Origin of the sequence: Streptomyces sp. NPDC002734 (genome assembly GCF_040295685.1) — a bacterium.
Taxonomy (GTDB): domain Bacteria; phylum Actinomycetota; class Actinomycetes; order Streptomycetales; family Streptomycetaceae; genus Streptomyces.
Genome location: NZ_JBEOVU010000019.1, coordinates 49,011 through 62,660 on the forward strand (window position 1 = coordinate 49,011; position 13,650 = coordinate 62,660).

Annotated in this window: 12 protein-coding genes and 1 pseudogene; 7 read left to right on the forward strand and 6 right to left on the reverse strand. The window is 74.0% G+C overall.

Annotated elements, in window-relative coordinates; translation table 11 throughout:
- Window positions 1–13: 13 nt before the first annotated feature.
- The 5 genes and pseudogenes from ABT026_RS18520 to ABT026_RS18540 all read left to right on the forward strand — a co-directional run bounded on the left by ABT026_RS18520 (window position 14) and on the right by ABT026_RS18540 (window position 5,939).
- The gene (locus ABT026_RS18520; RefSeq protein WP_351115635.1) at window positions 14–841 is read left to right on the forward strand and encodes an MHYT domain-containing protein; all 828 of its coding nucleotides are present in this window, start codon (window positions 14–16) and stop codon (window positions 839–841) included.
- Window positions 825–3,377, forward strand: a pseudogene (locus ABT026_RS18525) (sensor histidine kinase); the annotation flags it as partial. The gene ABT026_RS18520 and the pseudogene ABT026_RS18525, both read left to right, overlap by 17 nt.
- Window positions 3,378–4,156: 779 nt before the next feature.
- On the forward strand, window positions 4,157–4,612 hold the full coding sequence (locus tag ABT026_RS18530) for a roadblock/LC7 domain-containing protein (RefSeq protein ID WP_351115638.1): 456 nt from the start codon (window positions 4,157–4,159) through the stop codon (window positions 4,610–4,612).
- An 18-nt stretch (window positions 4,613–4,630) separates the two neighbouring features.
- Window positions 4,631–5,161 (forward strand): DUF742 domain-containing protein, encoded by a 531-nt coding sequence (locus tag ABT026_RS18535; protein WP_502968003.1) that lies wholly within the window; start codon window positions 4,631–4,633, stop codon window positions 5,159–5,161.
- Between the two features lie 148 nt (window positions 5,162–5,309).
- Window positions 5,310–5,939 carry a GTP-binding protein gene (locus ABT026_RS18540; RefSeq protein ID WP_351115639.1) on the forward strand — a complete coding sequence of 210 codons (630 nt, stop codon included), beginning with the start codon at window positions 5,310–5,312 and terminating at the stop codon, window positions 5,937–5,939.
- A 16-nt stretch (window positions 5,940–5,955) separates the two neighbouring features.
- Here ABT026_RS18540 and ABT026_RS18545 read toward each other — a convergent pair whose 3' ends face one another.
- From ABT026_RS18545 to ABT026_RS18555, 3 genes are all read right to left on the reverse strand, one after another.
- On the reverse strand, window positions 5,956–6,384 hold the full coding sequence (locus ABT026_RS18545) for a PPOX class F420-dependent oxidoreductase (RefSeq protein WP_351115640.1): 429 nt from the start codon (window positions 6,382–6,384) through the stop codon (window positions 5,956–5,958).
- 221 nt (window positions 6,385–6,605) lie between these two features.
- A complete protein-coding gene (locus tag ABT026_RS18550) occupies window positions 6,606–7,472 on the reverse strand; it encodes an acyl-CoA thioesterase (protein WP_351115641.1) in 867 nt (288 codons plus the stop codon).
- Window positions 7,473–7,586: 114 nt separating this feature from the next.
- A complete protein-coding gene (locus ABT026_RS18555) occupies window positions 7,587–10,100 on the reverse strand; it encodes a DEAD/DEAH box helicase (protein WP_351115642.1) in 2,514 nt (837 codons plus the stop codon).
- A 171-nt stretch (window positions 10,101–10,271) separates the two neighbouring features.
- Between ABT026_RS18555 and ABT026_RS18560 the strand changes: the two genes are divergently transcribed.
- Entirely contained in the window at window positions 10,272–11,066 is a 795-nt protein-coding gene (locus ABT026_RS18560; protein ID WP_351115643.1) for a metal-dependent hydrolase, read from the forward strand.
- Between the two features lie 126 nt (window positions 11,067–11,192).
- On the forward strand, window positions 11,193–12,158 hold the full coding sequence (locus ABT026_RS18565) for a YihY/virulence factor BrkB family protein (RefSeq protein WP_351115644.1): 966 nt from the start codon (window positions 11,193–11,195) through the stop codon (window positions 12,156–12,158).
- A gap of 27 nt (window positions 12,159–12,185) precedes the next feature.
- On the opposite strand, the gene ABT026_RS18570 is transcribed toward ABT026_RS18565, so the two are convergent.
- The 3 genes from ABT026_RS18570 to ABT026_RS18580 all read right to left on the reverse strand — a co-directional run bounded on the left by ABT026_RS18570 (window position 12,186) and on the right by ABT026_RS18580 (window position 13,532).
- The gene (locus tag ABT026_RS18570; protein ID WP_351115645.1) at window positions 12,186–12,461 is read right to left on the reverse strand and encodes a type B 50S ribosomal protein L31; all 276 of its coding nucleotides are present in this window, start codon (window positions 12,459–12,461) and stop codon (window positions 12,186–12,188) included.
- Window positions 12,462–12,466: 5 nt separating this feature from the next.
- Window positions 12,467–12,934 carry a DUF5709 domain-containing protein gene (locus ABT026_RS18575; RefSeq protein WP_351115646.1) on the reverse strand — a complete coding sequence of 156 codons (468 nt, stop codon included), beginning with the start codon at window positions 12,932–12,934 and terminating at the stop codon, window positions 12,467–12,469.
- A 139-nt stretch (window positions 12,935–13,073) separates the two neighbouring features.
- Window positions 13,074–13,532 (reverse strand): MarR family winged helix-turn-helix transcriptional regulator, encoded by a 459-nt coding sequence (locus ABT026_RS18580; protein ID WP_351115648.1) that lies wholly within the window; start codon window positions 13,530–13,532, stop codon window positions 13,074–13,076.
- Between the last annotated feature and the right edge of the window lie 118 nt (window positions 13,533–13,650).

Here is a 13,650-nt window from a genome sequence, read left to right on the forward strand (position 1 = left end):
GCGTCCCGGTCCCATGGGACATCTCGACCACGCCGCCTTCGGCTGGCTGACCCCGGTGCTGTCGTACGCGATGGCCTGCATCGGCGCCGCTCTCGGGCTGCGCTGCACCGTCCGCGCGCTCGAGGCGACCGGCAGCTCGCGCCGCAACTGGCTGCTCACCGCCGCCTCCGCCCTCGGCACCGGCATCTGGACGATGCACTTCACCGCCATGCTCGGCTTCGCCGTCCGCGGCACCGACCTCCGCTACGACGTGCCGCTGACCGTGGTCAGCCTGGTCGTCGCCATGATCGTGGTCTGCGCCGGCGTCTTCGCCGTCGGCTACGGCCGGGACCGCACCCGCGCCCTGATCCTGGGCGGACTGACCACGGGCCTCGGCGTGGCCTCCATGCACTACCTCGGCATGGCCGCCCTGCGCCTGCACGGCGAGGTCTCCTTCGACCCGCTGATGGTCGCGGTCTCCGTGGTGATCGCGGTCGTCGCGGCCACCGCTGCCCTGTGGGCCGCCCTCCACATCACCTCCCCGCTCGCCGTGACCGTCGCGTCCCTGCTGATGGGCCTGGCGGTGAGCAGCATGCACTACACCGGGATGCTCGCGGTGCGGGTGCGGCTGGTCCCGTCGGTCGAGCCGCTCGCCGGCGCCACCGCGATGCAGTTCGTGTTCCCGCTCGCCGTGGGCCTCGGGTCCTACCTCTTCCTGACCTCGGCCTTCGTCGCGCTCTCCCCCACGGCGCGCGAACGGGCCGCCGAGGAGGCGGCGCAGCGCGCCTGGCGGAGCGCGCCGGCGCCCACCGAGCCCGAGCCGACCCCCGACCGACGAGGGAGCCATGCGTACATCCCCTAGGGCCGGCGGCCCCGGGACCCCGCCCCCGGCCCGCGGCCGGAGGGCGCACGCCGGACCCCCGGCCGACGAGACGGCGGAGGAACTCGCCGCCCTCGCCGCGAGCGCGGCACCCGACGCGGGCCGGCCACCCGCCCCCTCGGGCCGCCCGGCCGGCTCCGGCCACCGGCTGCGGCTGCGTCCCCGGACGGTCCGCGCCAAGGTGGTCAGCCTGCTGATGGTGCCGGTGATGTCGCTGCTGGCCCTGTGGGGCTACGCCACCGTCACCACGGCCCGCGAGGTCACCGCCATGAGCCGGGCCGAGCGGGTGGACGCACAGCTGCGCGCACCCGTCGCCGAGGCCGTCGCGGCCCTTCAGGCCGAACGCGCCTCGGCGGTGCGGCACGCTGCGTCCGGGGGAGCGGCGCCGCACGGCGAGTTCGGCGCGCTGTCCGACACCACCGACCGCGCGGTGGGCCGGCTGCGGATCGACGGCGCGGGCACCGTCGCCGACAGCGGGGAGCTCCCGCCGGACGTCCCCCGGCGCGTGCGCGCCTTCCTGGCCGCCGCCGAGGCCCTGGGCGCGGTGCGGGACACCCTGCTCGACGGGGACGCCGGCTGGACGGAGGTCTACCGGGCGTACACCGACGTCATCGACGACGCCCTCGCCGTCGAGGGCTCGCTCACCTGCATCCCGCACGTCCGCGCCGGTTCCGAGGGACGCATCCTGCTGGAGCTCGGCCGGGCCGGCGAGGCGCTGGCCCAGGAGGACGCCCTGCTCGCCTCGGCACGGCTCGACGGCTCCCTCGACGGCGAACGGCTCGCGCTGTTCACCTCCGCCACGGCCGCCCGCCGCGCGTTCACCGACTCCGCCGTCCCCGACTTGCGCGAGCCCCAGGCCGGCGCCTGGCGCGCGCTCACCCGCGACGGAGGCCACAAAGCGCTCGCCCGGGCGGAGGACGCCGTTCTGCGGGCCGACGCCGGCGAGGCCGCCGCCCGCGCCGTGCCCGCCGACGACTGGGCGAGCGCCCACAACCCGGTACGCGACACCCTGGGCCGGATCTCCGACCACGCCGCGCATGCCGACCCCGAGGGCGCCGGGCCCCTCGTGCGCGGACTGTTGAGCCCTGCCGGAGGCGCCGTCCTGCTCGGTCTCCTCGCGGTCGCGGTCTCCCTGCTGATCTCCGTGCGGATCGGCCGCGGCATCGTCGCCGACCTGGTCGGACTGCGCAACAGCGCACTGGAGATCGCCCGCCGCAAACTCCCGCAGGCCATGCGCAAGCTCCGTGCCGGCGAGGAGATCGACGTCCGGGCGGAGGCGCCGCACGGCCCGCCGGCCGAGGACGAGACCGGTCAGGTCGCCGAGGCCCTGGGCACCGTCCACCGGGCCGCGCTGCGCGCCGCCGTGGAGCGCGCCGAACTCGCCAGCGGCATCTCCGGCGTCTTCGTCAACCTGGCGCGGCGCAGCCAGGTCCTGGTGCACCGTCAACTGGCGCTGCTGGACGGCATGGAGCGCCGCGCCGAGGACCCCGACGAGCTCGGCGACCTGTTCCGGCTCGACCACCTCACCACCCGCATGCGCCGGCACGCCGAGTCCTTGATCATCCTCTCCGGAGCGGCCCCCGGCCGGGTCTGGAGCAGGCCGGTCTCGCTCACCAACGTGGTCCGCGCGGCCGTCTCGGAGATCGAGGACTACGCGCGGGTCGACGTCCGCCAGCTCGCCGAGACCTCGGTGACCGGCGCGGCGGTCGCCGACCTCACCCACCTGCTCGCCGAACTCGTGGAGAACGCCGCCCAGTTCTCGCCCCCGCACACCAAGGTGCGGGTGACCGGCGAGGGCGTCGGCAACGGGTACGCGGTCGAGGTCGAGGACCGGGGCCTCGGCATGGGCCCGGAGACCCTCGCCGAGGCCAACCGGCGGATCGAGCAGTCCGAGGCCCTCGATCTGTTCGACAGCGACCGGCTGGGCCTGTTCGTGGTCAGCCGCCTGGCGGCACGGCACGGCATCAAGGTCCACCTGCGGCCCTCGCCGTACGGCGGCACCACGGCCGTGATCCTGCTGCCGAAGAACCTGCTGCACCAGGAGCGCGACGGCGCGGACGGTGGACCCGCGACGCTCGCCCGCCCGGCCGGCGCGGGGGCGGACCGTGGCGCTCTGCCCGCGTCGGGCGGGGCACGGGCGGGGCTGCCCGCCCAGGCGGCCGGGGCGCCACAGCCCGCGACCGGCACCGGCGCCGGCACCGGTACAGGCGCCGGTGTGCGGCCCGCCGAGGCGGCCGAGGACCTTCCGCCGGTGCCGGCCGATCCGCCGCCGGGGGTCACCGCGCTCCGCCCCCGCCGCACGGCCGGTGGCCCGCGCGACACCCGCCCCGCCACCGGGCCCTTCCGGGCCCCCGACGCGCCCGCCCCGGGCGCGCCGCCTGCTCCGGGCGCGCCGCTCACCCCGGCGCCGGACCGTCCGGCGCCGGACCGTCCGCGCACCCCGGCCCTCGGCGCCCGAGGGCATGACGCCGCCGCATCCGGCACGGCAGCCGGCACCCCGTCCGGCACCGGTACCGGGCCAGTTCGCGGCACCGGTACCGGGCCAGGTCGCCTGTCCGAGGGACCGTTCGGTGCCGTGCCGGGACGCCCGTCGGGCGCTGCGACGGGCGTCCCGTCCGGCCGGGCGTCGCACGGTCACCCCGGTGCGACGCCGGGCGGTCCGTCCGGCGGGGCGTCGGCCGGTTCGGCCGACAGGACGTTCGGCGGTCACGCCGGTGCGGCGCCGGGCGGCTCGTCCGGGCCGGTGCCCGGTAACCTCCTGGGCGGTCCGTCCGACGGCAGGGGCGACGGGATGCCGGGCGGCTCGACGGCGGCCCTGTCCGGCACCGCACCGGGCATCCCGCACGGCGACCCGGTGCGCGGGTCGCAGAACGGTTCGCCCGGGACTCCGACCGGACACGCGGCCCGCACAAACCGGTTCGCCCCGCCCCCGCCCCCGCACGCGCCGTCGGCGGCGCCCCCGTCCGGCGTCCGCCTCGGCGCCACCCCGGACGTCGCGGACGGTCCCGTCGCGCACCCCGCGCCGGCGGACGGCGGTCTGCCCCGGCGGGTGCGCCAGCACAACCTCGTCCCGCAACTCAGGCAGCGGCCCCCCGGCCCCGCCGCCTTCACCCCCGCACCGGCCGAGGACCGCACCCCCGAGGCCGTCCGGGACCGGATGGCCGCCTACCGCGACGGCTGGGTGCGCGGCGGCGGACGCCCGCCCGGCCGCGGGCCGGGCCCCGGCGACCCCGGCGTGGGCAACCCCGGCGCGGGCGACCCCGGCCGCCCCGGCGACAGCAGCGAAGGAGACCCCGCATGAACCAGGACCCCCTCACCGTGCACTACGGCCCCGCGCCCGACGGACCCCACCGGTCCGTCGAACTCGACTGGCTGCTGGACGACCTCGCGCTGCGGACCGCCGAGGTCCGCCACGCCGTGGTGCTGTCCGACGACGGCCTCGCCGTGGGCGCCTCCAGCGGTCTCGGCCGCGAGGACGCCGACCATCTCGCCGCCGTCGCCTCGGGTTTCAACAGCCTCGCCAAGGGCGCGGGCCGCCATTTCGGCGTCGGCGGGGTGCGCCAGACCATGGTCGAGATGGACGACGGCCTGCTGTTCGTGGCCGCCGCCGGAGCCGGCTCCTGCCTGGCCGTCCTGACCGGCGCCCGGGTCGACATCGGCCTGATCGCCTACGAGATGGCCAGGCTGGTCAAGCGGGTCGGCGAACACCTCCACCAGCAGCCGCGGGTGGCCGTGCGGCCGCCCGTCGGCTGACCGGAAGGCGCGTTCCGGATGCGTGAGAACCCTTCGGCCCACGACCCGACCCACCACCTGACGCACGACCTGACCCCCGGCCCGACCCACGCGTCGACCCGTGCCCCGGACGTGGACCGGTCCGCGGACCTGGACCGCTCCCCGGAGCGGAGCACCGGCGGCGGCCGTTGGTACGAGAGCCAGTGGTTCGACGGCGAGGCCGGACCACTGGTCCGCCCCTACGCCATGACCGGCGGCCGCACCAGCGCAGGACCCGCCGACGCGAACTTCGACCTGATCGCCCTGATCACCCTCGCCCCGGAGACGCCGTCGAACGCCGCGTCCGCCCTGGGACCCGAACACCGCGTGCTGCTCGGGCTGTGCCATGCCGAGACCCAGTCGGTCGCCGAGCTCGCGGCCGACTCCGACCTTCCCGTGGGCGTCGTCCGGGTGCTCCTCGGCGATCTGCTGGAGCTCGGCTGCGTGACCGTCAGCCGCCCGGTACCGCCCGCCCAGCTGCCCGACGAGAGGGTCCTGCGCGAGGTGATCGCGGGATTGCGCGCGCTGTGAACCGCCCGACCACTTCCGGGACCTCGAGTTCTATGATCACGTGAGCTCATCAATGTTGTCAGACGTGCCCACCCCGCCCGCCGCCCCGACCCCTGACCGCCCTTCCCGCGGCGACCTGCTCGCCCGAGACACCCGAGAGAAGTGATCGATGGTCCCCCAGCAGACGGACACCCCCTCCGGCGGGGCGACCGGCGCCCCGGATGCCGTGAACCCGCTGGCGCTCAAGATCCTGGTGGCAGGCGGCTTCGGCGTGGGCAAGACGACCCTGGTCGGCGCGGTCAGCGAGATCCGGCCGCTGCGCACCGAGGAACTGCTCACCGAGGCGAGCCGGGGCGTCGACGACACCGCGGGCGTGGACCAGAAGACCACCACGACCGTCGCCATGGACTTCGGCCGCATCACCATCCGGGCCGGGCTGTCGCTGTACCTCTTCGGCACCCCCGGCCAGGACCGCTTCTGGTTCCTGTGGGACGAGCTCGCGCAGGGAGCGCTCGGCGCCGTGGTGCTCGCCGACACCCGGCGGCTCGAGGACTGCTTCCCGGCCGTGGACTACTTCGAGCACCGGAGCATCCCGTTCGTGGTGGCGGTCAACTGCTTCGCGGGGGCCCGGTCCTACTCTCCCGACGAGGTGTCGGCCGCCCTCGACCTCGACCCCGGCACCCCTGTCGTCCTGTGCGACGCGCGGGAGCGGGAGTCCGGCAAGGAGGTGCTGATCCGTCTGGTGGAGCACGCCGGACGGATGCACACGGCACGGATGCTCGACTCGGTGGGCGGCTGACGGACGGCTGAACCGGTCAGTCGGCGAGACCCGCGACCGCGCTGACCCGTTCGACGGACAGCCGCACCAGCAGCTCGCCCGGCACCGCGTTGCGCGCGCCGTACTGCTCGGCCTGCTCCTCGCCCATGTAGCGGGCGGCGATCCTGGTGGCCCAGTGCCGCAGCTCGTCCAGGTCCTCGGTGAGCCGTGCCCGGCAGGTGAGGGAGACGAACGAGAACGGGGGCCGCTCGTCGTCCACGCAGAAGGCTGCCCGGCCGTCCCGGGCGAGGTTGCGGCCCTTGACCGTCCCCGCCCCCGTGGTCAGCACGACCTCGTCCCCGTCCAGCACGAACCAGACGGGTGCGACGTGCGGGGAGCCGTCGGTACGGGTGGTGGCCAGCTTCCCGGTACGCGTCCCCGTGGTGACGAAGGTCCGCCACTCCTGGTCGGTCATCCTGTGCGCCATACCGACATCCTCGGCACACCCGCCCGCCGCCGCCACCGGACCGCACCACCGCCACGCCGGGACCGCACCACCGCCACGCCCCGGACCACAGCGCCGCGGCTCAGCGGACCCGCACCGCCGCCACGCCCCGGACCACAGCGCCGCGGCTCAGCGGACCCGCACCGCCGCCACGCCCCGGACGGGGGAGCGCGGCGTCCGGCACGTCCCCGCCGCGGACGGGCCTACAGGGCCCGGAACAGCCCTTCCTGCACCACCGACACCACCAGCCGGCCCGCACGGTCGTAGATGCGCCCTCGGGCCAGCCCGCGCCCGCCGACCGCGATGGGCGACTCCTGGTCGTAGAGCAGCCACTCGTCCGCCCGGAACGGCCGGTGGAACCACATCGCGTGGTCCAGCGAGGCCATGTCGAAGTTGCGCGGCCCCCACAGGGGCTCCACCGGCAGCCGCACCGCGTCCAGCAGCGTCATGTCGCTCGCGTAGGTCAGTGCGCAGGTGTGCACCAGCGGGTCGTCGCCCAGCGGCCCCACCGCCCGCATCCACACCGCGCTGCGCGGCTCCGCCTCCGCGACCTCCTCGGCCGTCCACCGCATCCGGTCCACGTACCGGATGTCGAAGGGTTGACGGCGCGCCATCCGCTCCAGCTGCTCTGGCAGCGCCCCCAGATGCTCGCGGATCTCCTCGGCCACCGTCGGCAGCGACTCGGGGTCCGGCACCTGCCGGGCCGGCGGCAGCTGGTGGGTGAACGGGCCCTCCTCCGGAAGGTGGAAGGAGGCCGTCAGGTTGAAGATCGTCCGGCCCTGCTGCACCGCCGTGACCCGGCGGGTGGTGAACGACCGGCCGTCGCGGACCCGCTCCACCTGGTAGACGATCGGCACGCCGGGCCGCCCCGGGCGCAGGAAGTACGAGTGCAGCGAGTGCACCGGCCGGTCCGGCTCGACCGTCCGCCCGGCCGCGACCAGCGCCTGGCCGGCCACCTGCCCGCCGAAGACGCGCTGCAACGACTCCTCGGGGCTGCGGCCCCGGAAGATGTTGACCTCTATCTGCTCGAGGTCGAGCAGGCCGACCAGGCCCTCCGCCGGATTCGTCATGCTGTCTCTCTTCTCCCGTCCACGTGTCCCGTCTTCGCCCGTCCCGCCGTCACCGCTCCCGGCGTCACCGTCATCACGGAGTCGTGCCGTCCCCGGCTCCACCGCCGGGCGGCGTCACAGCTGGCCGACGTCGGTGACCCGGATCACCGCACGGCCCTCGGCGTCGGACGCCGCGAGGTCGACCTCGGCGCTGATGCCCCAGTCATGGTCGCCGTTGGGGTCGGCGAAGGTCTGACGGACGCGCCACAGGCCGTGGGCGGGGTCCTCCTCGATCATCAGCAGGCGCGGGCCGCGGGCGTCCGGACCGGTGCCCAGGTCCTCGTACTCGTCCCAGTAGGCGTCCATGGCCTCGCCCCAGCGGTCCGCGTCCCAGCCCGACTCGCCGTCCAGCGCGCCCAGTTCGTTCACCTGGTCCAGGGCGGCCAGCTCCACCCGGCGGAACATCGCGTTGCGCACCAGCACCCGGAAGGCACGCGCGTTGGCGGTGACCGGCTTGACCTGGTCGGCCTTCTCCTGGGCCTCCTCGGCGGTGACCACCTCCGGGTTGGCCAGCTGCTCCCACTCGTCGAGCAGGCTGGAGTCGACCTGGCGGACCATCTCGCCCAGCCAGGCGATCAGGTCCTGCAGGTCCTCCGACTTCAGGTCGTCGGGGACGGTGTGCTCCAGCGCCTTGTAGGCACTCGCCAGGTAGCGCAGCACGATGCCCTCGGTGCGGGCCAGCTCGTAGAGGGACACGAACTCCGTGAAGGTCAGCGCCCGCTCGTACATGTCGCGGATCACCGACTTGGGCGACAGCGGGTGGTCGCCCACCCACGGGTGGCTGTGGCGGTAGGTGTTGTACGCGTGGAAGAGCAGCTCCTCCAGCGGCTTGGGGTGGCTGACCTCCTGAAGCCGCTCCATCCGCTCCTCGTACTCGACGCCGTCCGCCTTCAGCTGCGCGACCACCTCGCCGCGCGCCTTGTTCTGCTGCGCGTGCAGGATCTGCCGCGGGTCGTCCAGCGTGGACTCCACCACCGACACCATGTCCAGCGCGTACGACGGCGATTCGGGGTCCAGGAGCTCGAACGCGGCCAGCGCGAAGGTGGACAGCGGCTGGTTGAGCGCGAAGTCCTGCTGGAGGTCGACCGTCAGGCGCACGATGCGGCCCTCGGCGTCCGGCTCGTCCAGCTTTTCGACGATGCCGCCGTCCAGCAGCGACCGGTAGATGGCGATGGCCCGGCGGATGTGACGCAGCTGGGCCCGGCGCGGCTCGTGGTTGTCCTCCAGCAGCCGGCGCATGGCGTCGAAGGCGTTGCCCGGGCGGGCGATCACCGACAGCAGCATGGCGTGGGTGACCCGGAACCGCGAGGTCAGCGGCTCGGGGTCGGAGGTGATCAGCTTCTCGAAGGTGGACTCCGACCAGGCGACGAAACCCTCCGGGGCCTTCTTGCGGACCACCTTGCGGCGCTTCTTCGGGTCGTCGCCCGCCTTCGCCAGCGCCTTCTCGTTCTCGATGACGTGCTCGGGCGCCTGCGCGACCACGAAACCGGCCGTGTCGAAGCCGGCCCGCCCGGCACGGCCCGCGATCTGGTGGAACTCGCGCGCCCGCAGGGTGCGCACCCGGTTGCCGTCGTACTTGGTCAGCGCGGTGAACAGCACCGTGCGGATGGGCACGTTGACGCCCACACCGAGGGTGTCCGTGCCGCAGATGACCTTCAGCAGACCCGCCTGGGCCAGCTTCTCCACCAGACGCCGGTACTTGGGCAGCATGCCGGCGTGGTGCACGCCGATCCCGTGCCGGACGTAACGGGAGAGGTTCTGGCCGAACTTGGTGGTGAAGCGGAAGTTGCCGATCAGATCGGCGATCTTCTCCTTCTCCTCCTTGGAGCACATGTTGATGCTCATCAGCGCCTGCGCCCGCTCGACGGCCTGCGCCTGGGTGAAGTGGACGATGTAGACCGGCGCCTGCCGGGTGTCCAGCAGCTCGGTCAGCGTCTCGGTCAGCGGCGTGTACTTGAAGTCGTAGGACAGCGGCACCGGACGGGTCGCCGAACGGACCACCGCGGTCGGCCGGCCGGTGCGCCGGGTGAGGTCCTTCTCGAACATCGAGACGTCGCCGAGCGTCGCCGACATGAGGACGAACTGCGCCTGCGGCAGCTCCAGCAGCGGGATCTGCCAGGCCCAGCCGCGGTCCGCCTCGGCGTAGAAGTGGAACTCGTCCATCACCACCTGGCCGACGTCGGCGTTCCTGCCGTCGCGCAGCGCGATGGAGGCCAGCACCTCCGCGGTGCAGCAGATCACCGGGGCGTCCGCGTTCACCGACGCGTCGCCGGTCAGCATGCCGACGTTCTCGGTGCCGAAGATCTTGCAGAGCTCGAAGAACTTCTCGGAGACCAGCGCCTTGATCGGCGCGGTGTAGAAGGTGACCTCGTCACGGGCGAGGGCCGCGAAGTGGGCGGCCGCCGCGATCATGCTCTTGCCCGAACCGGTCGGCGTCGAGACGATCACGTTCGCGCCGGAGACCACCTCGATCAGCGCCTCCTCCTGATGGGGGTAGAGCGTGAGGCCCCGGTCCTGGGCCCACGACTCGAAGGCTTCGTAGAGGGCGTCCGGATCGGCGGTCTGCGGCAACTGATCGATGAGGGTCACGTCCCCATCTTGCCCGGACCAGGTCACGATCAGGGAATCGGATGCCCGGACGAAGATCGTCACCGCTACGCTGTGCCGCTGAACTGCACAGCGGACGTGACAACAGCGGGACGAGCGACAACAGCGGCGTGCGACAGACAGCGGCACATCGCGGAACGGGGCGAGCACGCCATGATGGGACCAGCACATGCTCTGTCGGGCGCGGCCGCGTGGCTCGGCGTCGGCGCGGCCGCGGCAGCCTGGGGCGAGCCGATGCCCTGGCCCGTCCTGCTGGCCGGAGCACTGATCTGCGCGGGGGCGGCCCTGGCGCCCGACCTCGACCACAAGGCGGCCACCATCTCGCGGGCCTTCGGGCCGGTGTCCAAGTGGATCTGCGAGATCGTCGACAAGCTGTCCTACGCCGTCTACAAGTCGACAAGGAAACCCGGTGACCCGCGGCGCTCCGGCGGCCACCGCACCCTCACCCACACCTGGGTGTGGGCGCTCCTGATCGGCGCCGGCTCGGCGGCCATCGCCACACTGGGGGACCGGTGGGGCGTGCTGTTCATCCTCTTCGTGCACATGGTGCTGGCCATCGAGGGCCTGCTGTGGCGCGCCACCCGCGGCTCCAGCGCCGACGTGCTGGTGTGGCTGCTGGCCGCCACCAGCTCCTGGATCATCGCGGGGATCCTGGACCGGCCGGGCAACGGCTCCACCTGGCTGTTCGAAGGGCGGGACCAGGAGTACCTGTGGCTGGGCCTGCCGATCGTGCTCGGCGCGCTGGTCCACTGCATCGGCGACGCGCTCACCGTCTCCGGCTGCCCCGTGCTGTGGCCCATCCCGATAGGCCGCAGGCGCTGGTACCCGCTGGGGCCGCCGAAGCCGATGCGCTTCCGCGCCGGCGCCTGGGTGGAGGTCCGGGTCCTCATGCCCGGCTTCATGCTCGCCGGAGGCGTGGCCGCGGCGTTCGCCCTCGGCTACCTCTGAGTCCCGCGGGGCTCTGTGGTGCGCCCGGAGCGGCGGGCGCCACGGGGCACCGCCCCGGGCGCGGTGAGGCGGGGAGGGCGGGGGCAGGAGTAGGGGAACGCCCCCCAGCCGAGGAGACCTCACACCATGGGAACCGTCGTCCACGTCCCCCAGACGCGGGACATGATCGGAGAGGAACTCTCCGGCGACGAGGCGCTGGTCGCCCTCCGGAAGTACGGCGGCGCCCGCCGGCTGATCGCCGACTCCTTCAGCCGCTTCCGGTACGCCGACGGGTTCACCAACGCGCGGGCCCTGGCGTTCCAGGTCGTGGTGGGACTGGTGCCCTTCACGGCCGCGCTGGTCGGCCTGACCACCTCCGCGCACACCGAGGACATCGGCCGGGTCATCGAGCTCACCCTCCAGCGGATCGTCCCGGGCACCAGCGACGGGATCGTCCGGGACGTCCTGGAGGGCACCCGCCGCACCGCGCACGGCGGGGTGTGGAGCAACCTCGCCCTGGTACTGGGTCTGGGTTTCGCGGTGGTCAACCTCGCCTCGGCGATGGCGCAGATAGAGCGGGGCGCCAACCGCATCTACGGCATCGAACGCGACCGTCCGGTCACGCACAAGTACGGGCGCGCCCTGGTCCTCGCGGGGGCCGCCGGGCTCCCGATGGTGCTCGGCTTCCTGGTCCTCGTCACCGGCGACGCGGTCGCCGGGGCCGTGGCGGAATCCCTGGGCCTGCCGGGCGGCGCGCGGTGGTGGGCCCCGCTGGACATCCCGCTGGGGCTGCTGCTGTCCTGGACGGCCTCGGCCGTGATCTTCCGCTGGTCGCCCCGCCGCCGCCAGCCCGGCTACACCTGGCTGGCCCTCGGCTCCGCCGTCCACCTCGCGATCTGGGTGACGGCGACCGGGCTGCTCGAGCTCTACGTCAGCAACAGCGCGGGCTTCGGCGCGGTCTACGGTCCGCTGACCGCGTTCATCGCGCTGCTGCTGTGGGCCAACCTCACCGGGATCGCCCTGTTCCTCGGCATCGCCTTCGCCGCCCAGCTGGAGGCGGCCCGCGCCGGCCTCCACTCCGCCGTGCGCCCCGACCCCGGCCCGGGGGACTGAGAGGACCCGGGGCGCCGCGGCGCGGCCCTAGGCGGCGCCGGTTCCCTCCGGCGGCTCGGCCGTCCCGCCGTAGCGCCGCTCGAAGCGGGCGACCCGGCCCTCGGAGTCCACGGTCCGCGCCTTGCCGGTGTAGAAGGGATGGCTCTCCGAGGAGATCTCCACGTCGATCACCGGGTACGACTGCCCGTCGTCCCACTCGATGGTCCGGTCGCTGTCCGCCGTCGACCGGGTGAGGAAGGCGTAACCGGCTGCCCGGTCGCGGAAGACCACCGGACGGTACTCGGGATGCTTCTCCTGCCGCACGCGACTCACTCCTCCTCGTCGATCAGATGGACGGCCGCTTCCTCCGCGGAGGCGGCCGCTCCGTCGATGCCCACGTCGCGGGCGGCCAGGACCGCCTCCTTGTCGCGGCGCAGCCCTTCGTCGGGAGCGACCAGACGGCCGGCCCGCGTCCCGCCGACCTCGCCGTCCATCAGCTCCCCGTCGGTGTCGACGGTGTCACCGATGCCGTCGCCGTCCAGCCGCAGGTCGGGCGCGTCCGGCAACTCCTTCGACAGGCGCTCGTCCAGCGACTCGCCCCGCCGCTGCTCGGCCGCCGTCTCCCCGGTGTGCTCCACCCCCCAGGGTTTCTCCGGCGGGGACCAGCCGCGGTCCAGCGGGTCGTCGACGTCGTCGGTCTCCAGCGTGTCCTCGACGTCGAGCAGCCCCGAGTCGTCCTGGATGTCGGACGCGTCGGGCTGATAGACGTCGTCCCCCGGTCCGTCGGCGATACCCACGACTACCTCCCGCCCGGTAGCGGTGCCCAGTGGCGGCCGCTCACTTCTTCCAGCGTCCACCGGGGCCGGGTGCCGCGCAAACCGCGCCGGTGACCCGGGTGCGGGCGGACCGGTCACGGCGGGCGGCCGGAGGCGGGTCTCAGGCGGAGCCGGGGTGGTGGGCGGGGGAGCCGTCGATCAGGGTGTCCAGCAGCCCGCCGAGCGTCTCCCGCTGCTCATGCGTCAGCGGCTCCAGGATCTCCTCCGCCGCCGCCCGCCGGGCCGCCCGCAGTTCCCGCAGCGCCGCCCGGCCCTCGTCGGTCAGCTCGATCCGCGTCACCCGGCGGTTGCCCGGATCCGCCACCCGGCGCACCCGCCCGCTCGCCTCCAGGCCGTCCACCAGGGTCGTCACCGCGCGGGGGACCACCTCCAGCCGCTCCGCCAGATCGGCCATCCGCGGTGGCGTGGCGTAGGGCGCGAGGGCGCGCAGCAGACGGGACTGCGCAGGGGTGATGGCCATGCCCTGCTGCGCCAGATGGCGCTTCTGGATGCGGTGGACGCGGCGGGTCAGGCGCAGCAGCTGCTCGGCGAGAAGCCCGTCGGAGTCGGGAAGCGTCATGCCGGAACGATATCAGGAGGGTGTTCATTGTGAGTATGGGTAACAATGAGCTAAGCTCTGTGACGATCCTGGGCCCGTATGCCCCGGGATGCGTGCTTCAGCACCACCGAGCCCCACT

Coding starts and splice junctions, on each gene's coding strand:
- ABT026_RS18520 (WP_351115635.1), top strand. CDS start 14: ATGGGACATCTCGACCACGCCGCCTTCGGCTGGCTGACCCCGGTGCTG.
- ABT026_RS18530 (WP_351115638.1), top strand. CDS start 4,157: ATGAACCAGGACCCCCTCACCGTGCACTACGGCCCCGCGCCCGACGGA.
- ABT026_RS18535 (WP_502968003.1), top strand. CDS start 4,631: ATGCGTGAGAACCCTTCGGCCCACGACCCGACCCACCACCTGACGCAC.
- ABT026_RS18540 (WP_351115639.1), top strand. CDS start 5,310: ATGGTCCCCCAGCAGACGGACACCCCCTCCGGCGGGGCGACCGGCGCC.
- ABT026_RS18545 (WP_351115640.1), bottom strand. CDS start 6,384: ATGGCGCACAGGATGACCGACCAGGAGTGGCGGACCTTCGTCACCACG.
- ABT026_RS18550 (WP_351115641.1), bottom strand. CDS start 7,472: ATGACGAATCCGGCGGAGGGCCTGGTCGGCCTGCTCGACCTCGAGCAG.
- ABT026_RS18560 (WP_351115643.1), top strand. CDS start 10,272: ATGATGGGACCAGCACATGCTCTGTCGGGCGCGGCCGCGTGGCTCGGC.
- ABT026_RS18565 (WP_351115644.1), top strand. CDS start 11,193: ATGGGAACCGTCGTCCACGTCCCCCAGACGCGGGACATGATCGGAGAG.
- ABT026_RS18580 (WP_351115648.1), bottom strand. CDS start 13,532: ATGACGCTTCCCGACTCCGACGGGCTTCTCGCCGAGCAGCTGCTGCGC.